The 14,830-nt window shown below is 73.3% G+C and carries 11 protein-coding genes; 6 read left to right on the top strand and 5 right to left on the bottom strand.

Annotation, left to right across the window (positions count from 1 at the left end; genetic code table 11):
- Positions 1-200 precede the first annotated feature (200 nt).
- The 5 genes from ACL02R_RS29390 (at position 201) to ACL02R_RS29370 (ending at position 7,525) form a co-directional block, all read left to right on the top strand.
- Complete coding sequence (locus ACL02R_RS29390) at positions 201-2,618, top strand: phosphoketolase (protein ID WP_412800006.1); 2,418 nt, start codon at positions 201-203, stop codon at positions 2,616-2,618.
- Between the two features lie 307 nt (positions 2,619-2,925).
- Positions 2,926-4,191, top strand: coding sequence for a glycosyltransferase family 4 protein (locus ACL02R_RS29385; protein ID WP_412800005.1), 1,266 nt, complete (start codon positions 2,926-2,928; stop codon positions 4,189-4,191).
- Positions 4,188-5,054 carry a transferase gene (locus tag ACL02R_RS29380; protein WP_412800004.1) on the top strand — a complete coding sequence of 289 codons (867 nt, stop codon included), beginning with the start codon at positions 4,188-4,190 and terminating at the stop codon, positions 5,052-5,054. Before ACL02R_RS29385 ends, ACL02R_RS29380 begins: the two co-directional genes overlap by 4 nt.
- Before the next feature lie 37 nt (positions 5,055-5,091).
- A complete protein-coding gene (locus tag ACL02R_RS29375) occupies positions 5,092-6,330 on the top strand; it encodes a phosphoribosyltransferase family protein (RefSeq protein WP_412800003.1) in 1,239 nt (412 codons plus the stop codon).
- A gap of 73 nt (positions 6,331-6,403) precedes the next feature.
- A complete protein-coding gene (locus ACL02R_RS29370) occupies positions 6,404-7,525 on the top strand; it encodes a site-2 protease family protein (RefSeq protein ID WP_412800002.1) in 1,122 nt (373 codons plus the stop codon).
- A gap of 37 nt (positions 7,526-7,562) precedes the next feature.
- On the opposite strand, the gene ACL02R_RS29365 is transcribed toward ACL02R_RS29370, so the two are convergent.
- From ACL02R_RS29365 to ACL02R_RS29350, 4 genes are all read right to left on the bottom strand, one after another.
- Entirely contained in the window at positions 7,563-9,500 is a 1,938-nt protein-coding gene (locus ACL02R_RS29365) for an ABC transporter ATP-binding protein (protein ID WP_412800001.1), read from the bottom strand.
- Positions 9,501-9,599: 99 nt separating this feature from the next.
- On the bottom strand, positions 9,600-10,310 hold the full coding sequence (locus ACL02R_RS29360) for a lasso peptide biosynthesis B2 protein (RefSeq protein WP_412800000.1): 711 nt from the start codon (positions 10,308-10,310) through the stop codon (positions 9,600-9,602).
- Positions 10,307-12,187 carry an asparagine synthase-related protein gene (locus ACL02R_RS29355; protein ID WP_412799999.1) on the bottom strand — a complete coding sequence of 627 codons (1,881 nt, stop codon included), beginning with the start codon at positions 12,185-12,187 and terminating at the stop codon, positions 10,307-10,309. The genes ACL02R_RS29360 and ACL02R_RS29355 overlap by 4 nt, the downstream gene beginning before the upstream one ends.
- Before the next feature lie 110 nt (positions 12,188-12,297).
- Positions 12,298-12,450, bottom strand: a complete 153-nt coding sequence (locus ACL02R_RS29350; protein WP_412799998.1) for a hypothetical protein — start codon at positions 12,448-12,450, stop codon at positions 12,298-12,300.
- 243 nt (positions 12,451-12,693) lie between these two features.
- Between ACL02R_RS29350 and ACL02R_RS29345 the strand changes: the two genes are divergently transcribed.
- Entirely contained in the window at positions 12,694-13,989 is a 1,296-nt protein-coding gene (locus ACL02R_RS29345) for a transcriptional regulator (RefSeq protein ID WP_412799997.1), read from the top strand.
- Between the two features lie 237 nt (positions 13,990-14,226).
- Here ACL02R_RS29345 and ACL02R_RS29340 read toward each other — a convergent pair whose 3' ends face one another.
- Positions 14,227-14,619, bottom strand: a complete 393-nt coding sequence (locus ACL02R_RS29340) for a VOC family protein (protein ID WP_412799996.1) — start codon at positions 14,617-14,619, stop codon at positions 14,227-14,229.
- Between the last annotated feature and the right edge of the window lie 211 nt (positions 14,620-14,830).

Here is a 14,830-nt window from a genome sequence, read left to right as displayed (position 1 = left end):
CAGGTCCACCCCCCCCCCCCCCCCCCTCCCCCCCCCCCCCTCCTCCCCCCCCCCCCCCCCCCCCCCCCCCCCCCCCCCCCCCCTCCGGGCCGGTGTGCGTGGGCACACCGGCCCGCCCGCGTCCGCCCCCGCCGCACCCCGGCAGCACCCCCACCGACGGACCCCCCGGAGAAGCGCCCCCGCAGAAAGGCCCCGTGCCCATGCGCCAGGAACTGCGACCGCCGGCCACCCGCCCCCTGGACGAGACGGAACTGACGGCCCTCAACGCGTACTGGCGGGCCGCCAACTACCTGTCCGTCGGCCAGATCTACCTGATGGCCGACCCCCTGCTCACCGAGCCGCTGCGCCCCGAGCACATCAAGCCCCGCCTGCTGGGCCACTGGGGCACCTCGCCGGGCCTCAACCTGGTGCACGCCCACCTGAACCGCGTGATCATCGCCCGCGACCTGGACGCCATCTGCGTCTGGGGCCCGGGGCACGGCGGCCCGGCCGTGGTCGCCAACTCCTGGCTCGACGGCAGCTACACGGACACCTACCCCGACGTCACGCGTGACGCGACGGGCATGGGCAGGCTGTTCAAGCAGTTCTCCTTCCCCGGCGGCGTCCCCAGCCATGTCGCGCCCGAGACGCCCGGGTCCATCCACGAGGGCGGCGAGCTGGGCTACTCGCTCGCCCACGCCCACGGCGCCGCCCTGGACAACCCGGACCTCCTGGTCGCCTGCGTCATCGGCGACGGCGAGGCCGAGACGGGCCCGCTCGCCGCCTCCTGGCACGCCGACAAGTTCCTCGACCCGGTGCACGACGGCGCCGTCCTCCCGATCCTGCACCTCAACGGCTACAAGATCGCCAACCCCACGGTCCTCGCCCGCATCCCGCGCGAGGAACTGGACGCCATGCTGCACGGCTTCGGCTACGAGCCGCTGCACGTCGGCGGCGACCAGCCGGACGACGTCCACCAGCAACTCGCCGCCGCCATGGACCTGGCGCTCGACCGCGTCGCCGCCATCCAGCACGCCGCGCGCAACGAGGGCCGCACCGAACGGCCGCGCTGGCCCGTCATCGTCCTGCGCACGCCCAAGGGCTGGACGGGCCCCGGCACGGTGGACGGCCTCCCCGTCGAGGGCACCTGGCGCGCCCACCAGGTCCCGCTGGCCGCCGTCCGCACCAACCCGGAGCACCTGCGCCAGCTGGAGGACTGGATGCGGTCCTACCGCCCCGAGGAACTGTTCGACGCGCAGGGCAGGCCGTCCCCCCAGGTGCTCTCCCAGACACCCGCCGGACGCCGCCGCCTCGGCAGCAACCCCCACGCCAACGGCGGCATGCTGCTGCGCGAACTCCCCGTGCCGCCGCTTGAGGACCACGCCGTGCCCGTCGAATCCCCGGGCACCACGCTGCACGAGCCGACCGCCGTCCTCGGCACCCTGCTGCGCGACCTCATGCGCGCCACCGAACAGCGCCGCGACTTCCGCCTCATCGGCCCCGACGAGACCGCCTCCAACAAGCTCCAGGCGGTGTACGAGGCGACGGGCAAGGCATGGAAGGCGGGCGTCCTCGACGTGGACGAGGACCTGGCGCACGACGGCCGCGTGATGGAGGTCCTGTCCGAACACCTCTGCCAAGGCTGGCTGGAGGGCTACACCCTCACCGGCAGGCACGGGCTGTTCTCCTGCTACGAGGCGTTCGTGCACATCGTGGACTCCATGGCGAACCAGCACATCAAGTGGCTGCGCACCTCCCGCCGCCTGCCCTGGCGCCGCCCCGTCGCGTCCCTCAACTACCTGCTGACCTCCCACGTGTGGCGGCAGGACCACAACGGCTTCTCCCACCAGGACCCGGGCTTCGTGGACCACGTGCTCAACAAGAGCCCCGAAGTGGTGCGTGTCTACCTGCCGCCGGACACCAACACGCTGCTCGCCGTCTCCGACCACGTCCTGCGCAGCCGCGAGTACGTGAACGTGATCGTCGCCGGGAAGAACGCGTGCTACGACTGGCTCGACCTCCCCACGGCCCGCGCCCACTGCGCGCGCGGCGCGGGCATCTGGGACTGGGCGGGCTCGGAACAGGGCGACCGCGAGCCGGACGTGGTCCTCGCCTGCGCGGGCGACGTGCCCACCCAGGAGACCATCGCCGCCGCCGACCTCCTGCACCGCCACCTGCCCGACGTGGCGATACGGGTCGTCAACGTCGTGGACATCGCGCGCCTGCTGCCCGCCGGCGAACATCCGCACGGCATGTCCGACCGCGACTACGACGGCCTGTTCCCCCCGGACCGCCCCGTCGTCTTCGCGTACCACGGCTACCCGTGGCTGATCCACCGGCTGACGTACCGCCGCGCCAACCACGACGACATCCACGTCCGCGGCTACATCGAGGAGGGCACGACCACCACCCCGTTCGACATGGTGGTGCGCAACAACCTGGACCGCTTCCGCCTCGTGATGGACGTGATCGACCGCGTGCCGGGCCTGGCCGTACGCGCCGCGCAGGTGCGCCAGACCATGGCCGACGCGCGCTACCGCCACCACGACTGGATACGCGAGCACGGCACCGACCTCCCCGAGGTCGCCGAGTGGCGCTGGGGACAGGAGAGCGCGGACGTCCCGCCCGGAGCCCGCTGATGCCCGCGCGCCCCGCAACGCCCGTGCCCCGGGACGCCGATGCCCGCCGGGGATTCGCGGGCCACGGCAGGCTCCGGGGTACTGTGTCCCTCGCTGCGCCGTCCCCGGTCACCGCGCGTCCGCCGCGCACCGGCCGGGAGCACCAGCGCCGCGCCGAGCGGCCCCCCGCGGCGTATCCGCCCGCGGGAGCACCGCCGCCCGGCGTCCCCACGCTCGACGAGCAGCTGCCGAGCAGCCGCGAGGAGACATGATGCCGACCCGCCGCCGGTCCGTCCGCCGCGCGCCTTCGCGATAGGTCCCTGCCGCCATGAAGATCGTCTTTCTCCTGCACAACGGATACGGGATCGGGGGCACGATCAAGACGACGTTCAACCTCGCCTCGGCACTCGCCGAGCGCCACGACGTCGAGATCGTCTCGGTGTTCCGGCACCGCGCCCAGCCGAACTTCGCGCTCGGCGAGAAGGTCGCCATGCGCCACCTGGTGGACCTGCGGGAGGAGAAGGACCACCCCCTGCACACCACCCCGGCCCGCGTCTTCCCCGCCTCCGAGTACCGCTACGGGCAGTACAGCAAGCTGACCGACCAGCGGATCAAGGAGTGCCTGGCGGGCCTTGAGGCGGACGTCGTGATCGGCACGCGCCCGGGGCTGAACGTGCACCTCGCGCTCGAAGGCCCCCAGGACGCCGTCCGCATCGGCCAGGAACACCTCACGCTGCTCAACCACCCGCCCGCCCTGCGCGGCGAACTGCGCCGCGTCTACCCGAAGCTGGACGCCGTCACCACCGTGACGCACGCCGACGCCGACGAGTACCGCCGCCGCATGCGGCTGCCCGGCGTACGCCTCCAGGCGCTGCCCAACAGCGTCCCCCGCCCCGGACTGCCCCCGGCGGACGGCAACGGGAAGATCATCGTCGCGGCGGGCCGCCTGGTGCGCGTGAAGCGCTACGACCTGCTGATCCGCGCGTTCGCCAAGGTCGCCGCCGAGCGCCCCGACTGGCAGCTGCGGATCTACGGCAAGGGCGAGGAGCAGGAGAAGCTGCGCGCCCTGATCGACGAACTCGGCCTGTACAACAACGCGTTCCTCATGGGCTCGGCCAGCCCGATGGAATCGGAGTGGGTGAAGGGCTCGATCGCGGCGGTGACGTCGAACTTCGAGCCGTTCGGCATGACCATCGTCGAGGCCATGCGCTGCGGCCTGCCCGTCGTCAGCACCGACTGCGACTACGGGCCCGGCGAGATCATCAAGGACGGCGTGGACGGCAAGCTCGTGCCGGTCGGCAAGGCCGACGCCTTCGGCGACGCGCTGCTCGCCCTCGTCCGCGACGACGAGCGGCGCCGCGAGATGGGCGCCGCGGCGCTGGCCAACTCCGAGGTGTACGACCCGGTCCCGATCATCGCGGAGGCCGAACGGCTCTTCCTCAGCCTCATGGAGGAGAAGCGCGCCGGGCGGGCCACCCGGCCGCTCGGCAGCCGGGTGTCCGCCGCGCTGCGCAGCGCGCCGCACGCCCTGCGCGACGCGGCCGTCAGCGCCGCGTCGGCCACGGTCCGCACCGTACGGAAGGCACGCCGATGACCACCGCCACCGAGACCGCCCCCGGCACCTCCGACCTGCCCAAGGACCGGCTGCCGCGCGTCGACTGCCTGCTCGCCGCCGACGGGCGGCTGGCGTTCGGCGTCGCGCGCCTGCCCGAGCCGGACGGCGACCCGGCGCTGCTCGTCGTGCTGCGCCCGAAGAAGGGCGATCCCGAGACGGAGACGCGGACCGTGCCGCTGGCGCGGGACGCCGAAGGGGACAGCGGCTGGCGCGGTGTGCTCGACGCGGAGCCGCCGCTGCCCGAGGGCCGCTGGGACGTGTACGCGCTGACGGGCCCCGACCGGCCGCGGCTGCGCGCCGTACCGGGGCTGCGTGACCTGCGGGGCCTGGCCGCCGGGACGCGCCCCGACCCCGAGGGGCCCGAGGTGGCCGTGCGGCTGCCGTACGCGACGAAGGACGCCTACTTCGCGCTGCGTTCGTGGGTGCGCCAGGGGCACGCCGAGGCCGGGGACGTCCGTGTGGACGGCGAGGGCATGACGGCGGCCGTGCGGCTCGTGGGCGTGGCGCACGGCGCGGGCGCGGCGGCGCTGCTGAAGCTGCGCGGCGGCGGGAAGGACGGCCCGGCGGTCGAGGCGGAGCTGCGCGCGGACGGCGCGGGCGGCTTCACGTTCACCGTGCCGTACGAGCCGCTGGTCGCGCAGGGCACCGGGGACGCGGACGAGGTGTTCTGGGACGTGTTCGTGCGGCCCGCGCGCAAGGCGCCCCGGGTGCGGGTCGGGCGGCTGCTGGACGACGTGGCCGACAAGAAGCCGGTGTTCGTCTACCCGCCCGCCAGGATCGGCACGACCACCGTCCAGCCGTACTACACGGTGGACAACGACCTGGCGGTGCGCGTGCGCTGAGCCGCGACCGGCCGTGAGGCCGGGGAGAGGAGCCCCCATGGTGTACGCCGACCGTACCGAGGCCGGACGGGTGCTGGCCCGGGAGCTGAGGCGCTTCCTGGACCAGGACGTCGTGGTGCTGGGGCTGCCGCGCGGGGGTGTGCCGGTGGCGGCCGAGGTGGCGGGGGCGCTGTCCGCGCCGCTGGACGTCGGGGTCGTCCGCAAGCTGGGCGTGCCGCACCAGCCGGAGGTGGCCATGGGCGCCATCGGCGAGGACGGCGCGCGGGTGCTGAACGGCGACGTGCTGCGCGCGGCGGGCGTGTCGGAGCCCGAGCTGGCGGAGGTCGAGGCGGCCGAACGCGCCGAGCTGGAGCGGCGGTCGCGCGCCTACCGGGCCGGACGGGCGCCGGTGTCAGTGGCGGGCCGTACGGTGGTCGTGGTGGACGACGGGATCGCCACCGGGGCGACGGCGCGGGCGGCGTGCCGGGCCGCCAGGTCGCGGGGGGCGCGGCGGGTGGTCCTGGCCGTGCCGGTGGCGCCGCCCGGGTGGCGGCGGGCGATGGGGGGTGACGCGGACGAGCTGGTGTGCCCGAGCGAGCCGGAGGGCTTCCGGGCGGTGGGGCAGTACTTCACGGACTTCGCGCAGACGACGGACGAGGAGGTCACGGCGGCCCTCGGGCGCGGCGACCGGCGGCGCGTGACGCTGGAGACGGCGGACGGGGCGCGGCTCGGCGGCGAGCTGGTGCTGCCGCGCGGGGCGCGGGGCGTCGTGCTGCTCGTGGGGCCGCGCAACGGTTTCGTCGCCGAGGTGCTGAACGACGCGGGCCTCGGCACGTTCCTCCTCGACCTGCTGACGGACGCGGAAGACCTCGACCGCGCACGCGTCTGCGACGTGGCACTGCCCGCACGCCGCATCACGGCGGCGACAGCCTGGCTCACCGGTGAGCTGGAACGGCCGCTGCCCGTCGGCCTGTTCGGCGCCGGCACGGGCGCGGCGGGCGCGCTGTGGGCGGCGTCCGAGCCGGGCGCGCGATACGCCGCCGTGGTCTCGCGCGGCGGCCGCCCCGACCTGGCGGGCGAACGGCTCGCGGCCGTACGGGCGCCGGTGCTGCTCCTGGTCGGCGGCGCGGACCCGGACGTCCTGCGGCTGAACGAGGACGCCCTGCGCACCCTGCCCGACCCGTCCCGGCTCTCCGTCGTCCCCGGCGCGGGCCACCTCTTCGAGGAGCCGGGCACCCTGTCCGCCGTCGCGGAACAGGCCGGGGACTGGTTCACCGCACACCTGGCGAACGGTTGACCCACACCCGCGCCGGGTACCCGCGAGCGGTTCGCCAACGGATCGGGTTCCCGAACGGATGAGGTGACCGCGCGTGCGGGCGACCATCACACTGGGCAGGATCGCCGGGGTCAGGGTCGGCGTCCACTGGAGCGTCCTGCTGATCTTCGCGCTGATCGCGGCCGGTCTTGCCGCCGAGCGCCTGCCGGACGCGTACCCGGGGCGTTCCTGGGCGCTGTACACCCTCGTCGGGCTGGTCACGGCCGCCGTCTTCTTCGCGTCACTGCTCGCGCACGAGCTGGCGCACGCCGTGGAGGCGCGGCGGCGCGGGGTGGGCGTGGACGGCATCACGCTGTGGCTGCTCGGCGGCGCGACGCGGCTGCGGGCGGAGGCGCCCGACCCGGGGTCCGAGCTGCGGATCGCGGGCGTGGGGCCGCTGGTGAGCCTGGTCCTCGGCGGCCTGTTCGCGGCGCTGACGTGGCTGCTGGACGCGACGTCGGCGAGCGGCCCGCTGGTCGAGGCGTCGGCGTGGCTGGCGGCGATCAACATCCTGCTGGGCGTGTTCAACGCGATTCCGGCGGCGCCGCTGGACGGCGGCCGGCTGCTGCGCGCGTTCCTGTGGTGGCGCACCGGCGACCGGCTGCGCGCGGCGCGGGGCGCGGCGGGCGCGGGGCGGGTCTTCGGCTGGGTGCTGGTGGCGCTCGGCCTGTGGGGCTTCCTGACGACCGGCGTGTTCGGCCCGCTGTGGCTGGCGCTGGTCGGCTGGTTCCTGGTGCTGGCGGCGACGGCGGAGGGCCGCCAGGCGCACCTCCGGGAGACCGTCTCCGGCGTGCCGGTCGGCTCGGCGATGACGGCCGACCCGGTGACCGTTCCGACCACCCTGCCCGCCGGCCGGCTGCGCGACGACCCGTCGTACGGCGACCGGCACCGCGCGTTCCCGGTGACGGACGAGGAGGGCCGCGCCGTGGGCCTGGTGACACGCGAACAGGCCGCCACGGGCGACGCGACGGTCGCCGAGGTCATGCGCCCGCTCTCCGAAACCCGCATCTCCCACCCCGACGAACCTCTCTCCGAACTCCTCCCCCGCCTCGAACCGACCCCGGAGGACCGCGTCGTGGTCCTCGACGACGACCGCCCGGTCGGCGTGCTGACCCCGGTCGACGTGCAGCGGGCGGTGCAGAACCTGATGACATCCCACTCCGGCCCGCACCGCTGACACGCCGCAGGCACCCGCGCTGAGGCCAGCAGACGTCTCAGGCCGGTGCGGCGGCGTACGTGTCGGCCTGGGCGCGCCACATCGCCGCGTACGTCCCCTCGCGGTCGAGCAGCGATTCGTGGGTGCCTTCCTCGGTGACCACTCCCCCGTCGAGGACGAGGATGCGGTCCGCGCGGCGCGTGGCGCCGAGGCGGTGGGTGATGAGGATGACGGTGCGGCCCCGGGCGAGCGTCTGGATGCGCCGGTACACGGCCTCCTCCGCCAGGGGATCGAGGGCGGAGGTCGGTTCGTCGCAGATGAGCACGGGCGCGTCGCGATAGATGGCACGGGCGGCGGCGATGCGCTGCCACTGGCCACCGGAGAGGTCGCGTCCGCCCCACCAGGAGGGCGCGAGGTCGGTGTCCAGGCCGTCGGGCAGGGCGTCGAGAACGGCATCCGCACCGACGGCCGCCGCTGCCGCGTTGATGCTGCGTTCGTCCTGGTCGCCCTGGCCGAGAGTGATGTTCTCGCGGGCGGTGACACGCCAACGACCGAAGTCCTGTGGCAACAGGGCAAGTCGTTGCCACAGTTGTTCGTGGTCGGTCTGGGACAGATCGGTGCCGTCCCAGGTGACGGTGCCCGTGTCCGGGGTGTAGAGGCCGACCAGGAGTTTGGCGAGGGTGGACTTGCCCGAGCCGTTCGCACCGACGATCGCCAGGACTTCGCCACGACGAACGCGTACGGTGACGTCCTTCAGTGCCGGAGACCCGGCGCCCGGGTAGCGGAACGTGACGCCTCGGGCCTCGATCACCTCGGGGTCGGCCGGCACGGGTGCAGACTGGGCCGGGAGACGGGTACGGGTGGCGGTGTCGGTGAGGAAGGCGTCCCAGTCGCCCAGGTACAGGCCCGCCTTGTACGTGGTGTTGGTGCCTTGGACCAGCCCGGTCAGCAGTCGCTGGCTGGTCTGGACGGCGATGAAGGCGGTACCGGCGGCGGCAGGCGCGATGTGACCGTTCGCGGTCAGCCACAGCAGGGCGGCGTAGACGCCGCCGGTGGCGATGCCTGCGACGGCGTCGCCGATGAGTTGGTAACGGGCGGTGGCACGGCCGACGGTGGCGGCTGCCTCTTCCAGCCGGGCGGCGACATCGCGGAAGCGGCCCAGCAGCCAGTTCCGCATGGTGTAGGCCCTGACTTCCAGGGCACTTTCCCGGCTGGATGTCTGGAAGATGACGGAGTGCCGCAGACGGCGGTCGGCGAGGGTGTGGCGGTCGGCGAAGTAGGCGGCGCGTGCGGAGCGTACGGCAGCCCAGCCACGGGGGATGACGGCGAGCAACATGAGGGGCAACAACGCGGGGTGCAAGTGAGCCATGATCCCGGCGGCGGCCACGATGCACAGCAGGGCGGTGGTGACCGTGGTGAGGGCTTCCACCATCAGATGGACGTCTTTTGCGGCACGAGAGGCTGCTTCGGACTGGTCCGACCACGCGGGGTCGTCGTAGCAGGCGAGCGGCGCTTTTGTGGTGGCTTCGAGGTAGCGGGTCTCCGCGATCCCGTCGACACGCGGCCCGATACGAGCGGTGGTGGCGACGGTGAGCGCTGCCACCACGGAGCGGGCGCAGGCAGCAACGGTGACGACGATCAGCGCGGGGAGTGCATCGTGTACGCGTTCCGCCGTGGGACCACTCGCCAGCAGCGGGGTGAGGGCGCTGGTGGTGGCGTACAGGCCGAGTGCGGTGACAGCCCCGGACACCAGTTGGAGCAGGCAGGTCAGCAGCACAGCCCGCGGCGCCGCCTGCCAGGCCAGCCGGATGGCGATGCCGGAGAACCGGGGCAGGCGACGAGCGATGGCCCACCAGGAGGCATCAAGCGCGTCGTCGTGGCGTTCGGCGCTGAGGCTGTATGTGGGCAGCAGGACATCTGTGGGCCGCTTCCGCCGAAGGAGGCGGCGCTTGCTTGGTGTGCTGAGCGGGGTCTCCGCCGCGCTTGGAGGGCTCATACCCCCGGCAACGAACCGCCCCAAAGCGTGTCACGGCCCATAGGCGTTCCGGCTGGTGACGAAAGCATGTTCTGGTTCCCGAGGACGCTGGGTGAGGCATCAGATGCGAAGGGCAGGCGCGTATGGCCATACCCGGTCGCCCGCGTCCTGCCCGATCACCACCCCGTCTGCTTCGTTCCAGGCGTGCGCGGCGGCTGGTGCGGTACGGGCGCCGATCACCCAGGCGACTCGTCGGCCGCGCAGTACGGCGGCGAAGTGGCAGCCCAGCGACTCCTCACGGCAGGCCACGCGTCCCGGCCATGCACGGCCTGCGCGGCGGACTGCGAGGAGGAGGGCGTCAGCCTGCCGCGCGGTCGCCGGGCGGCGCGGGATGTGCGCGAGGGCGTGGGCCACGGCGATACCTGTGCGGATGGGGGCACAGCGCAGAAGGACCAGGGCGGCCGTCATCCCGAGGAGACCGGCGACGCGATCGGCCGCGGACAGCGGTGTGTTGGTGGGCAAGGCGATCCGGGTCTGGGTGACGGTGAGGTCCGGGGCCGGGGCTGCGCGGGCGGTGAGCAGCCCGGTTCCGCTCAGCTGGCGGGCCAGGGCGGTCAGGTCGGCACGGACGATGTCGCGGTCGGCGCCCTGCGCGGCGAAGTGGTTGGCGAATTCGTCCACAGCTTCGTCGAGAGGGGTGCCTGCGGCGAGTTGATGCCACAGATGGGCGGCGGTCCCGTTGAGGTGCCACCATCGACCACGGCCAGCGCGGATGTCCATGATGGCGGCGCCACCACCCGTGAGCCGGGCGGTGCGGAGCTGCGGGGTCACAGGCACAATGCACTCCTGACGTCGGGAGTGTCGGTCCACCAAGTGGCGCGTGCGATGTCCAGTCGGGCGAGCCACAGCTCGGTCACGAGCAGGACGTGGAGGTCGGCCAGCGGAGCGGGAACGCCCGTGGCTGCTGCGTCGAGATCGGCGGCGGCGTGGCGAACGTCGATCAGGCCGGCCTGGGAGAGCCGCGAGTTGCCGAGGATCCGCCGCAGAGTAGGCACGTTGGCAGCCAGCCCGGCGTACATGCTGCCGGTGAACGCCGTCTTCGTCGGCCGCTGCAAGAGCCAGTCCGGGGCCAGGCCGCGGAATGCCGCCTGCGCGAGTGGTTTGTAGACGCCGGGGCGGACCCGCTGGTAACCGGGGATGCCGAAGGCGGCTTCGGCCACGGCGGTGTCCAGGAACGGCGCGTGGATGCCCAGCCCCCACCGCTGGCGGGAGATCGCGTCGAAGGTGGCGTGCGAGGCGGACATCCATTCCCAGGCCAGTCGGTCGTGCAGTACGGCCGGGATGATGTGCGGATCGGCGCTGACCGCCCGCTGGCCGACGAGCCCGGCCACGGCGGCCCGGCCCTGGCCTGTAAGCCAGCGGGCGGCCGGCGCTGGCGAGCACCAGTCCAGGTACGCCCAGCTGTCCGGGGCCGGACGCCTGGTGAACGGGCGGGTTCCAGCCAGTGTCTCGGCCAGGCGCTGTAATGCGCGCGGGTAGCTGGTGGCGGCGGTGGCTGCGAGCTGGCGCCACACCCGCCACGGGGCGACGCGCTGCGCTCGGGCGTAGGCGGCGGCGCGGCGAAGTGCTGGGATGCGGTGACCGGCCAGGAAGTGGTCCACCGGGTGGCTGGTCGACGGGACGAGAATGTTGTCGCCGCCGCGCCCCGTCAGATGTGCCTGTGACCCCGCGGCTGCCGCGCGCTGGAGCTGGGCGTCCTTGATGGCCAGGAGCGCGAGCGTGAGCGAGGGCATGTCCGTGGCCGGCAGAGCATCCGTCTCTTCGAGGCCGTCATAGTGCGCCACGCCCGAGGATCGGCCGTCAACGATCTCGTGGGTGATACCGCCGACCTCCTTCGCGATCCGGCGGGCGTACAGGACATCGTCGTCCTCTGCCATCACCGCGTCGGTGTAGGTGATGGCCAGTAATGGCTTCACTTCGGATGCCATGCAGGTGACGGTGCTGCTGTCCACACCGCCGGAGAGATCGGCTGAAAGCACGTCGAAACGGTGGGCCCGGCGGGTGACCGCCGTGACGACAGCGCCGCGCAGTCGCCGCGTCCCTTCCCCGAGATCGCACCGTGGCTGGATGGCGGGAGCTTCGGCGACGCGGGGCGCCTGCCCCTTGGCCAGGACCAGAGCGTGACCCGGTGGCACGCGGCGCACCTGCTCGAAGTGAGACGCGGCCCTGCGGAAGTCCACACCTGTGACCGTCAGCTCGGCCAGCAGCCACGCCGGGTCCGGTCGGGCCCCGGACAACGCGGCCAGCGGGGTGGCCATGGTGGGCCACCACAAACCGTCCTCCTCCGGCAGCCAGTACAGCGGCACAACGCCTGCACCGTCCCCTGCCACCCATACCTCGCCGCCGAGGTCCACCACGGACAGGTACGAGCCGGCGAGGCGCTGCGCGGGAGAGGCGTTCCCGAGGCGCGCCGCGAGCACCGCCGCCTTCCGTTCGGCGGGGGTGGCGAGGCAGCACCCGACCGTGATCAGACGCGCCCCGGGTCCTCCCGGTGCGGCGTCCGTGATGGCCACCTCCTGCTCGGTGTGGCCGGCCGTCCAGACCCGTCCGGTGGGCAGGGCCACGACCTCGCGGCCCCGCCGGGGCACCAGACCGGACGCTGTGTCGGCGGCACCGGTGGCGAACCGTCCAGCGACGAAACGCGTCATCTCCATCCTCCTTTATCATGTGGACGACTCGAAAGACGCCCGGGGCGGCCGACCGTCCTCACGGCCGCTCCGGGCGCGGACCTCAATCGCCGATCACCGCACGAATCCGGTCAGTGCCAGTACTCGGTTTCGTCGATGCCTTTCTTCTTGTTGGTGCCGAGCGTGGCGCCGGTGACGGTGCCGAACTCCGTCATCACGGCCGGGTTGTAGCCGTCCGCCTCCGCGTCCTCAGGGATCGGAACCTGTGTCTCGTCGCTGTCCATCGGAGTACCTCCGGTGAGGGATCCGCCGCCCGTCCCGTGCGGTCCCGGCGTCCGGCCGGGGGAGACGGTGCGGCGACGTGTCACCACGGTCGCCGAACACCGAAAGCGACGGAAGCGGTACGGCGGGTGCGTCCGGGGTGCTCTCAAGAGCACCCGATGAGCACCCCGAGGCGTTGTTCCGCCGGCCAGGTCCGGCCGCTAACGTGCCCATGTCCGGCCCAACTCCTGGGCTGTGGAGGGCTGATGAAGCACCCCTTGACCTTGGCGCGCGAGGCACGCGGCTGGAGCGCACGCGAACTCGCCCGGCGCTTGTGCGAGCTCGGCGCCCAGCGTGGTGTACCGGTGGGCACCCGCAAGGACGGCGTCTACCGGTGGGAGCGCCCGGACGCGGCAACCGGCAGGACCCGCCACCCCGATGCCCCCACTCAGCGGCTCATCGCGGAACTGGTGGGCATACCTCAGAAAATGGCGGGCTCACAGTTGTGGCCGCGGTGGCTGAGCCTGGATCCGCTCCAGCAGCCCGTTCGCTACGCCTGGGACGCCGCCGGTGCCACCGCAGCGCTCGCCGAGTTGCCCAGGGGAGAGACCGTGATGGACCGCAGGCAGTTCACCCAGTTGACCGGCACGGCCCTCACCACCTTACTGTGGATGTGGCTGACCGCCGATCCGGTCGCGGCCGGCCAGCTGACCCGGGGCCGACGGCTCGGCGAGGCCGCGATCGGCCACGTCGAGGAACGCGTCCGCCAGCTCAGGCGCACCGATGACATCGACGGCGGGGGGCAGCTCCTCGCCGAGGCCGCCGTCGCCTTGGACTTCGTCGTCAGCCTGCTCACGACCCGCAGCTACAGCCACGCCCACGGCGCCCGGCTCTACGCCGCGGCGGCCGACTTGGCACGCATGCACGCGTGGGCCCGGTTCGACGCACACGACCAGTGCGCCGACGAGGTGTTCCATGCCGCGTTGCGCGCGGCCCACGCCTCCGGTGACCCGGTACTCGGCAGTCACGTCCTCGCGTTCTGGTCCATCGCCGCCAACAACACCGGCCGCCCCGATGCCGCCGAGGACATGATCGCCACGGCGCTGTCCGCCGCCCGGGGCCGCAGCACCCCGCGTGTAGAGGCCATGCTCCTCTCCCGGCGCGCCCGTGCCCGCGCACGCCGCGGCGACCCGGCCGCCTTCACCGACCTCGGCCGCGCCGCCGAACTGCTGCACGCCGCGAGCACGGGACACCCGGTGACCCCGATCCCGAGTGGATCTACTGGTTCGACCCGGCCGAACTCGCCGGAGCCACCGGCTCCACACACCTGGACTTCGACCAGCCCGGCCGGGCTGAACAGGCGTACGTCGAGGCCGCCGCCCTCTTCCCGCCGGACCGGGTACGCACCCGCGTGCTGTTCCTGGGCCGCCAGGCCGACGCCCAATGGCTGGAGGGCGATCCTGAGCGCGCGTGCGCCACCGCGCACCGCGCGCTCGACCTGGCCGAAGAGATCAGCTCCCACCGCGCGGCCGGCCCGCTGCGCGACCTCGCCGACCAGATGAGTACGACCAGCACAGTCCCGGCCGTACAGGACTTCCGCGAACGCCTCGCAGCCTTTCCTGCTTGACACACCGCGTGCCGTGGGCCCTGGCGCGGACGGGTCCGTTAGGGGCTCGCGGGCAGACGGCGGCGATCCGGTCGGGGCCCGCGCTCACCTTCGTCCCACACGCCGACGAACCCCTCTCCGACAACCGCCCAGTCGGCGTGGTCACACCGGCGGACATCCACCGCACGGTGAGTCAGCTCGTCGGGTCCGCTCCCGGACCCGGCAGCAGGCAGAACGGGTGGCCGGCGGGGTCGGCGCACACGATCCACCCGTGCTCGTCCCGGTGGAGTTCCGTCCCGCCCTCGGCGACGACCTGCCGGAGCGCGTCGTCGAGGTCGGTGACCTCGATGTCGAGGTGGAACTGCTGCGGGTGCGCGCTGTCGGGCCACCGCGGCGGCCGGTGGTCGGCGACCCGCTGGAACGCGAGGACGGACGCGTCGGGCAGGTGCAGCGTGGAGAAGTCGTCGTCCACGCTCCACCGCGGATCGGCGCGATCGACCTCCCCGCCGAGCAGCGCCCGGTAGAAGCGCGCGAGCACCTGCGCATCCGGACAGTCGAGCACGACACACTGGACGACACCGATCACGTCCACCCTCCCAGCGGTTGACGACCGCGTCTGCGAAACGGCCCGCACTCTAACGGCTTCCCTCCCCACGCGGAACGGTCAGCCGTGCTCGCCGCCGACCAGCGCGGTCACCAGGCACACGCCCTGGTCGCGGCCGGTGCCGGGTGACGGGCGGAGTCCGGCGCCGGCCAGCAGGGCGCGCAACTGGTCGTGTGTTCTGGTGTGGAACGGG

Origin of the sequence: Streptomyces sp. MS19 (assembly GCF_047200595.1) — a bacterium.
Taxonomy (GTDB): Bacteria; Actinomycetota; Actinomycetes; order Streptomycetales; family Streptomycetaceae; genus Streptomyces.
This window is presented reverse-complemented; position numbering and strand designations above follow the sequence as displayed.

Bases quoted from the DNA above. Each gene is read 5' to 3' on its own strand.
- ACL02R_RS29375 (WP_412800003.1), top strand. From the start codon at position 5,092: ATGGTGTACGCCGACCGTACCGAGGCCGGACGGGTGCTGGCCCGGGAG.
- ACL02R_RS29355 (WP_412799999.1), bottom strand. From the start codon at position 12,187: ATGACGCGTTTCGTCGCTGGACGGTTCGCCACCGGTGCCGCCGACACA.
- ACL02R_RS29380 (WP_412800004.1), top strand. From the start codon at position 4,188: ATGACCACCGCCACCGAGACCGCCCCCGGCACCTCCGACCTGCCCAAG.
- ACL02R_RS29390 (WP_412800006.1), top strand. From the start codon at position 201: ATGCGCCAGGAACTGCGACCGCCGGCCACCCGCCCCCTGGACGAGACG.
- ACL02R_RS29350 (WP_412799998.1), bottom strand. From the start codon at position 12,450: ATGGACAGCGACGAGACACAGGTTCCGATCCCTGAGGACGCGGAGGCG.
- ACL02R_RS29345 (WP_412799997.1), top strand. From the start codon at position 12,694: ATGAAGCACCCCTTGACCTTGGCGCGCGAGGCACGCGGCTGGAGCGCA.
- ACL02R_RS29385 (WP_412800005.1), top strand. From the start codon at position 2,926: ATGAAGATCGTCTTTCTCCTGCACAACGGATACGGGATCGGGGGCACG.
- ACL02R_RS29365 (WP_412800001.1), bottom strand. From the start codon at position 9,500: ATGAGCCCTCCAAGCGCGGCGGAGACCCCGCTCAGCACACCAAGCAAG.